Origin of the sequence: Chondromyces apiculatus DSM 436 (assembly GCF_000601485.1) — a bacterium.
GTDB lineage: Bacteria > Myxococcota_A > Polyangia > Polyangiales > Polyangiaceae > Chondromyces > Chondromyces apiculatus.
Genome location: NZ_ASRX01000095.1, coordinates 36,842 through 44,719, shown reverse-complemented (window position 1 = coordinate 44,719; position 7,878 = coordinate 36,842). Strand labels below are relative to the sequence as shown.

Here is a 7,878-nt window from a genome sequence, read left to right as displayed (position 1 = left end):
TCCCGCGCCTCCCGCGCCCCCCGCGCCCCCCGCGCCTCCCGCACCCCCCGTGCCCTCCGCGCCCCCAGGCGTCGTCTGATCATCCTTCTTCGCGATGAGCAGGAACTTGCCGTTGAGCCGCTCACCGCTGCACGCGTCACTCTCGCTGGTGGGCTCGCCGAGCAGGTCCACGTAGAGGACGCTCTCGTCACGGGTGAGCGTCACATTGAAGAAGAAGAGCGTGCCGTCTGCGGGTGCAGGGATGCACGACGCGCCCTCTCCGGTGTCACCCGCCGAGCCCCCGGAGAAGGACGGCTTTCCTCCGTCGATGTAGATCCGGAGATAGCGGCCGCCACGCTGCTCCAGCAGCACGATCCTGCCGAGATCAGAAGATTCAGGCTGTCGGCTCGCCTCCGAGACGAGGAGGTAAGGTTCCACCAGACTGCAACTGGACGCCCCGAGCCCCGCACTCAGGGCGATGGCCACGAAAGGCGCCACCCGCCACGATTGTTTCATTGAATCACCTCTCCACGCGAGAATCCCTCGAATCCGCGAAGCTCAATGGCTTGAGGGCGGCTCTCGGGGGAAGACATCCAGCACGTCGGGGTGACTGCGCGTCCGCTCGGCGAGCGCCTCGTCACCTCGTACCAAGAACCCGAGTTCGCCTTCTCCCAGGCGCATCGATGGGCCCAGCGCTTCGAGCTCCGCTCCCAGCGCCTCCAGCAGAGAGGCGCGGTGGGAAGATGCCCGCACGATCACCACCCACATCTGGACCGCGCCGGGCTTCATGCTCATGCGCCGGACCATCGGTCGCGCTGCTCCTTTGCGGATGGCGTGGGCGCCGCCCGCGGGACACGGAACAGCAAGGGGCATACCGGGGTGGAATCCTCGCCACGTCGCTGGTCCGCAGGGCCGCGCGGAGGCGACAGGGACGGCGGGCTCCGTCCTCTGCGTCCGCACGAACGTCGCCGCGTTCAGCGCGACGCGCCGCCGGGGTCAGCGCTCTTCGGTCGCGCTCAGGCCAGCGAAGGGCGAGGCGCCGGGCTGCCCCAGCTCCCGGCAGAGCGCCTCGACGCGCTCCAGCTCCTTTTTGAGGGTCTTCTGGTGGTTGCGGTTCTGCACCACCCCCTCGCGGCCGAGGAGCCGGAACGCCTCCTCCTTGCTCCCGAGCTTCTGGGTGGCCACCCCGAGCACGAAGCCGCGCAGCGCGTCGGCGTGGTCGAGATCCAGGGTCTCGTGGCGTGCCCGGCGGCGCTCGGCCTCGCTCACGAACGAGGTCGCCGCGAGCTGGAGCAGCTCCAGCAGGGGCCGCACCCCCGCACCCCCTTCGTACGCGAGCGCCTCGGCGAGGTGGCGTGCTTCCAGGAAGCAATCCTTCGGGGGTGCCGGCTGCTCCATCAGGTAGAGCGCGTAGGCGCGGCGGACGATGTTGTCGAGCTGACGCAGGTTGCCGGGCCAGGGGTGGGCGACGAGCACGCGCTCGGCCTCCTGGGCGATGCGCGAGGTGCCCTCGGGGCAACTGCTGCGGTGGCGGCGCTCGAGCATGTGCTCGGCCCAGCGCAGGATCTCGTCCTGGCGGTCCTTCAGGGCGGGGACGCGCACGGGGAGCACGTTGATGCGGTAGTAGAGGTCCTCCCGGAACTGCCCGTTGCCGGAGGCGGCGTGGAGGTTCGCGTTCGTGCCCACGATGAAGCGGACGTCGGCGGAGCGCTCGCCAGCGCCCTCGCCGAGGGGGCGGTAGAGGCGCTCTTCGAGCACCCGGAGCATGCCCGCCTGGGCCTTGAGGGAGAGCTTGTCGATCTCGTCGATGAAGAGCGTGCCCCGCTCGGCGCGGGCGATGGCGCCGTAGGTGTCCTTCACGGCCCCCGTGAAGGCCCCCTTCTTCCAGCCGAAAAGCTCGGCCATCTGCAGGTCGTCGGGCACCGCGGCGAGGTCCAGGGCCTCGAAGGGCTGGCCCCTGCGGCTCGATTGCTCGTGGCACCAGCGCGCGAGCCTCGACTTGCCGGCGCCGGTCGGACCGCTCAGGAGGACGGTCTCGTCCTGCCGCGCAAAGACCCTCAGCATGTCCACCAGGCTTGCCGTCGAGGCCCCGATGACTGGCAGGAGGGCGTCCGGCTGCGGCGCCGCGCGCTGGCGGAGCGGTAGCGTGATCAGGTGCGGGGCTGCGACATCGGCGATCAGCTCCAGCCCGGGGCCGCACTCCGGCCAGATGAAGTCCTTGCCCATGGCGGCGCGGCAGTCGGCCTCGATCGAGACCATGCCGTCCACGCGGCCCCCGGGCGCGCGGAGGGGCACCACGAAGAGGTGCGTGGCGTCGCGGCCGAGCAGCCGCCCCTGGCTCTCGCCGCTCTCGAACGCTTCACCCCTGGAACCCTCCGGGAGCATCGCCACCCCGCCTGCCGCGACGGTGACCGTGCCGAGGAGCACGTCGATCGCCACGGCGCGCCCTTGCTGAGAGGCCCACCGCCACGCCGTCGCCGAGGGGAGGTGCGGCGTGCGCGGCCCCGCCGCCGGAGCCTGGGTCGCCCCGTCGGCGTCCACCACCACGAGGCCGCGATAGCCATCTCCAGGGCGGAGGTGGACCATGCCGCGGAGGAACCTGCCACGACGGGCATAGGGTGTCGCCGCGAGCGCGGTTTCCGCGAGGCCCATCATCGCGCGCAGGGTGCGCTCCGCAGCCTCGTCGAAGGTCGTCACTGTCCTGAGAGCGCTCACGAGCGCATGGATCTGCAGTTCCAAGGGGTGCGGTTCCCGCCGGCCTGTGTAGGGGAGAGGTCAACGTACTCTAACGCGAGGGACCGAGGGGCACAGCCCCGACGCGCGCCGGGTGCAGGTGCAGGGTGCAGGGTGCAGGGTGCAGGGTGCAGGGTGCAGGGTGCAGGGTGCAGGCGGCGGCGCGGCAGGGCGGCCGAGAGAGGCGGCACAGCACTTGCTGACCTTCTCCACACCACGCCGGAACAGAGCCTGGCACCGAGGAACGGACCTCGAGGGGGAGAGAAGCGCCATGCGAGATCGCGCAGAGGCCACCGCACGTCCGGTGGAAGGGAGCGGCAGGGATTGTGGTGTTGTCGGGAGGCGCTGGGGGCGTTGGGCCGTCGGTGCCGCGCTCGCCCTCGTCGCAGCCGGGTGCAATGAGGGGAAACCGGACGACTCGCACGCACACACGCAGGGGGCCTCGAAAACGATCGAAACCGCCGAGGCGCACCTGGAGGCTCCTCCCACGCCTGGCGGCAACGAGAAGATGACCAACAAATCAATGTTTGTCCGATGGGATCAGGACGATCGCGAGACTTCCCATCGACTCCTGCGCATCTTGAAGCACATGAGGGCGGTCGCCCTCATCACCCGCCGCGAAGATCACACGAAGACGGGCCAGACGCTCACGTTGACGATGGTGCGGCGAGCACCACGCGACATGTTCTGCGATGACACGACGGTCCTCAACTTGCCCAGAGTCCAGAACGCATGCACGGGGTTCCTCGTACGCAAAAACATCCTCGCCACCGCGAGGCACTGCGTAGACGAAGGTAAATGGAGGAACAAGGTGGCAATCTTTGGCTACGCCACGAAAGAGAGTGACTATCCTCCTACCTCGTTCGATCTTAATAATGATGTCTATGAACTGATACCCCTGGAGCCCGAAGGAGCGGAGCTTGAGAAGGATGCTGGCCAGAAGCTTCATGAAGATTGGGCGCTACTCCGCCTGAGCAGAGTCGTGCCAGGGGTCGACCCGCTCGTGGTCCTTCCCAAGGCGGATGTACGGGCCCGAAGTCAGGAGTATCGCGGCGATTCGGTCCATACGATTGGACATCCGCTCGGATTGCCGGTTGTCTATTCTGGAAAATCGACTGTCCTCCTGATGGAGAATGACAGTGCGACGTTCCGCGCGGGCATCGACGGCCTCATAGGCAACTCGGGTTCACCTGTCTTCAATTGGCGCGGCGAGGTCATCGGAATGTACGTGGACGGGGACGACGATTTGAAAGGACGCCCCCCTAGGCCCAGGCGCCAATGCATCCGTGAGCTGCAATGCACTTGGAATGGGACTAGCATGGTCCCGGCTCCTGCTTGCAACGGCGAGATCATCCTGAAGTCGGACGTCTTTTTCGGGAGCATCCCAGCACATTGATACGTTCGACCCCGTTGGTGCCTCAAAACAGTCTCACGATCGGTTTCAATTCACGGTGATTCAATCTTAGAAAGAACGGACAACAATGGCCCCTGATATGAAGAAAAAAGCAACAGTGCTCATCAAGAGCTACTCTCCCTCCAATGAGGGTACCAACAGCGGACCGGGCAAGGAGATCGACCCGGGCTATTACCACGTGAAACAGGACGGCAAGCTCGTCGCCCGCGTGTTCGTCGACGACCTGGCCATCGATGAGTACTGGGAACTCTTCAACGAACCGAGCGCCAAGTACAAATACCCTTCGAGCGTGGATGACAACCGGCACAGCAGAGACATCAGCCTGAATTTCATTTATCAGGGCCCCGGAACCCTCGCGGCCTTCAAGGCAGACGTGCGCGAGAATTCGGAACTCATTCACATGCAGCGCGTTGACGATAGCGAGGAAGCTCGCTAGCGGCGGGCACACCGCGCGTACCGAAGCGACCACGCCGCACTTGGCGCCTCACGGGGCAGCCATCACCGCAATGCCGCGATCACCTCCGCAGGCGAAAGCACCTCCATGCGGAGGTCTCCGGCATGCGCCGGGATCCTCGCGCTGAACGCGGCGAGGTCGACCTTGCCAGTGGGGACCCAGCGCCCTGAGATGGCCAGCAGCGCGAGCACCTGAGCGCTGGTGCGCGGCAACGGGCAGCGCTGCCCCCGGCCCACGAGGACCGCGATCTCGCCGTCGCGCAGCTCGCCCCCACACACCAGCGCGAGGCAGCTCGCCAGCAGCTCACCCCAGGGCTCACCGAGCGGCGCGAGGATCTTCCTGGCGCGCTGCGCGAGATCCAGCGCCATCCCCCCCAGCCCCGACCTCCACGCCACCACGGCTTCGTTGAGGCAGACGAAGCCCTCCATCTCGCTCAGACCCGCCTGCGCGAAGGCCTCGAGCAGTTCGACGTCCGGCTGCTGCGCGGTCCCGCGCCTGTAGGCAACAGCCCGGAGGAGCCACTCCGCGCGCGCCTCGTACAGGGTGTGCCGGCACTGCTGCGCCTGCGCCAGGGCGTCGCGCAGGAGCGCCTCGGCCTCGCCCAGCGCGAAGCCCTCGATCAGCGCTGATGCGCCGTTGAGCTGGGCGGCGATGCGGACCGTGGTCCAGCGCGCGACGCGCGCGGCCTCGGCCTGGAGCGCAGCAGCCTCCTCGAAGCGCCCCTGCCGGTAACGCAGCCGCCCGAGCCAGCCGGCGACGCTCGCGCGGACGTCCGGGTCCATCGACGCCTCGGTGCTGCGGACGATATCCGACAGGATGGCCTCCTCCCGGTCGAGCGAGCACCGACGCGCCGCGGAGACGCGCACGGCATGGCGCCCGCGCTCCAGGCCCGGGCTCGACGACGGCGCGATCGCCTCGGCCATGGCGAGGGCCCGATCGGTCCACACGTGCACCGCGAGCGCGGCGCGCACCAGGCCCTCCAGGTGCGCGAGGGCGTCGGTCTGCGGCTCCACCCGGCAGATCTCGTAGAGCACCCGGTCGAGGGCGCGCGGCGTGGCCTCGGCCAGCGCGAGTTCGGTCCACTGCGACAGGAGCGCCACGACCTCCTCGGTGGGGAGCGGCGACAGGCGCCGGAGGGCGCGCAGCCCCTCGGCGAGCGGGACGACGGCCTTGCCGACATAGCCGTCCTGCGCGAGGAGCCGCGCGGCCTCGCCAGCGTCGCGGGCGATGGCGGCCGCTGCTTGCGCGTCTCGCTCGTCCCAGGCCGACAGCAAGTGGAACAAGCGCCCCGGTGCGCCCGTGGGCATCGCCCCGGCGAGCGCGAGGTGGGCGGCGCGACGGCGCTCCCAGGGCCAGCTCTCGTCGCTGCGGTCCGCAGAGAGGGGCTCGATGCGACCGTCTCCATGGACGCGCAGCGCGCCGCGCGCCCCGAGCTCCGCGATGGCGGCCTCCACCCGCCACGGCAGGTGACCTGTCACCTCCGCGAGGAGCGTCACGTCGACGTGGTGATTGGCCAGCGAGATCCAGGTGAGCACCTCCTCCAGAAGCGGCGCCCGTGGCGCAGACATCCTCTCCTGCGCGAGCAGCGCCGGCGTCACCCTCAGCCCCGTATCGAGCAGGTCGAGCGCGTCGCGGCCCACGACGAGCCGGCCAGCGCTCCACCGCGCGAGCCCTCCTCGCACCCACGCGGTCACCTCGTGGGCGACGCGCGCCGGGATCCCTCCGGTCCGCCTCCAGAGTTCCCGCGCCGCGTCCTCGCGCAGGTGGAGGAGCCGATCTGGTCCGGCAAAGAGGCCGCGCAACGCCTCCTCCGTGAGCGGCAGCAGGCGCAGCGCCGGCTGGCTCTCGACGCCACGCGCACCTGTCTGCTCCTCGACCTCCACCTCGTCAGGCGCACGGATCACCGCTCCCTCCGCCTGCGCCTCGTCGAGCGCACGGATCACCGCCCCCTCGGCGCGGCACCGCGCGATCAGGTGCGCCGACGCCCAGTCGAGCCGGTCGAGGCCGTCCACGAGGAGCACCGTCCCTTCGGCGAGCGCGTCACGGAGCCGGCGCTCGATGCGCGCGCGCACCTCGGCGAACCGGAGGTCCCTCTGCTCCTCGGGCTCTCCCGTGATCGCCGCGAGGCTCGAGAACGGAAGCGACCCTGCGCCGGCCCAGCACACCGGTCTTCCCTGAGCGCTCACCTCCTCCGCGATCTCCTCCAGGCACCGCGTCCTCCCCATGCCGCGCGGCCCGCTCACGTCCACGGGTCTCCCGCGGACCACGGCTTCGCGCAGCGCGGCGAGCGGTGCCTCCGGCCCGAGCCATGGCAGCTTGATCCCCGTCAGCACCGGCTGCCCGCGCAGCATCGCCAGCACCTCGGCCGCCGAGCGAGGCCGGGCCTCGGGCTCGACCTCGAGCAACCGCTGCGCGACCTCTGCGACGGCGCCCGGCACCTCCGCGGCGAGCTGCTGGAGGGGCTTCGGCCGCTGGGTCATCCGCGCCCGCATCAGGCCCATCCAGTCCTTGGCCTCATGGGGCAGCCTCCCCGCGAGCGCCCCGTAGAGCATGACGCCGAAGGCGTAGAGGTCGGTCCGGGGAGTGACCGGATCCCCGACGATCTGCTCTGGCGCGAGGTAGGCCGGCGTCCCCAGCACGTCGCCTTCCAGGGTGAGCGCCTCGCGGGCATGCACGGGCGACTCGACGTACGAGAGCCCGAAGTCGAGCACCGTCGGACGTCCATCGGCGCTCACCAGGATGTTCCCCGGCTTGAGGTCGCGGTGGATCACGCCGGCGCCGTGGATCCTCGCCAGGGTCTCGAGAAGGGCGATGGCGGTGCTCGCGATGGCAGGCCACGTGGAGGGAGATGGCCCGCCAGGGAACGGCCGACCTTCGAGCCGCTCCATCACCAGGAAGGCGCGGTCCGCGTCCACGCCCTCATCCATGAAGCGCACCACCCCAGGTAACTGCAGGAGCCGAAGCGCACTCACCTCGCGTCGAACGCGCGCTGCATGTGCGTTCGGGGAGTGATTCAGGAACTTGAGCGCGACATCGTCGCCGGTGACCAGATCGTGAGCCTCCCAGACCTCACCGCTCCCCCCACGGCCGATCTGGGCCTTCAGCCGGTAGCGACCAGCGACCACGCGGCTCGCTTCGCGGCGGCCGATGCTTACGGGCTGCCGGATCTCGTCGTGTGCCTCGCCGTTCGACGCAGGGCGCTTGCCGTCACTCACGACACGTCACCAACGGACGAGTGTATTCGGCTGCGGGAAAACGCGTCAACCGCTCCCGCCGAACAGCCACGTATCGAGATGCA

Annotated in this window: 5 protein-coding genes and 1 pseudogene; 2 read left to right on the top strand and 4 right to left on the bottom strand. The window is 69.4% G+C overall.

Translation table 11 applies throughout. The features are described 5' to 3' along the window. From CAP_RS52980 to CAP_RS38795, 3 genes and pseudogenes are all read right to left on the bottom strand, one after another. Positions 1–495 (bottom strand): annotated as a pseudogene (locus tag CAP_RS52980) (hypothetical protein); the annotation flags it as partial. 42 nt (positions 496–537) lie between these two features. Continuing rightward, positions 538–774: a hypothetical protein gene (locus CAP_RS38800; RefSeq protein ID WP_156041532.1), complete on the bottom strand. Its 237-nt coding sequence runs from the start codon at positions 772–774 to the stop codon at positions 538–540. A 201-nt stretch (positions 775–975) separates the two neighbouring features. Next, positions 976–2,694 (bottom strand): sigma-54-dependent transcriptional regulator, encoded by a 1,719-nt coding sequence (locus tag CAP_RS38795; RefSeq protein WP_231511953.1) that lies wholly within the window; start codon positions 2,692–2,694, stop codon positions 976–978. Between the two features lie 289 nt (positions 2,695–2,983). Between CAP_RS38795 and CAP_RS49325 the strand changes: the two genes are divergently transcribed. Both CAP_RS49325 and CAP_RS38790 read left to right on the top strand, forming a co-directional pair. After that, a complete protein-coding gene (locus CAP_RS49325; RefSeq protein WP_081865720.1) occupies positions 2,984–4,108 on the top strand; it encodes a trypsin-like serine peptidase in 1,125 nt (374 codons plus the stop codon). Positions 4,109–4,193: 85 nt separating this feature from the next. Further along, positions 4,194–4,562: a hypothetical protein gene (locus CAP_RS38790; protein ID WP_156041531.1), complete on the top strand. Its 369-nt coding sequence runs from the start codon at positions 4,194–4,196 to the stop codon at positions 4,560–4,562. 62 nt (positions 4,563–4,624) lie between these two features. Here CAP_RS38790 and CAP_RS46540 read toward each other — a convergent pair whose 3' ends face one another. Then, positions 4,625–7,795, bottom strand: coding sequence for a serine/threonine-protein kinase (locus tag CAP_RS46540; protein ID WP_052376746.1), 3,171 nt, complete (start codon positions 7,793–7,795; stop codon positions 4,625–4,627). Positions 7,796–7,878: the final 83 nt, after the last annotated feature.

Excerpts from the sequence above, each read along its gene's own strand:
- CAP_RS38800 (WP_156041532.1), bottom strand. The coding sequence starts at position 774 with ATGAGCATGAAGCCCGGCGCGGTCCAGATGTGGGTGGTGATCGTGCGG.
- CAP_RS49325 (WP_081865720.1), top strand. The coding sequence starts at position 2,984 with ATGCGAGATCGCGCAGAGGCCACCGCACGTCCGGTGGAAGGGAGCGGC.
- CAP_RS38790 (WP_156041531.1), top strand. The coding sequence starts at position 4,194 with ATGGCCCCTGATATGAAGAAAAAAGCAACAGTGCTCATCAAGAGCTAC.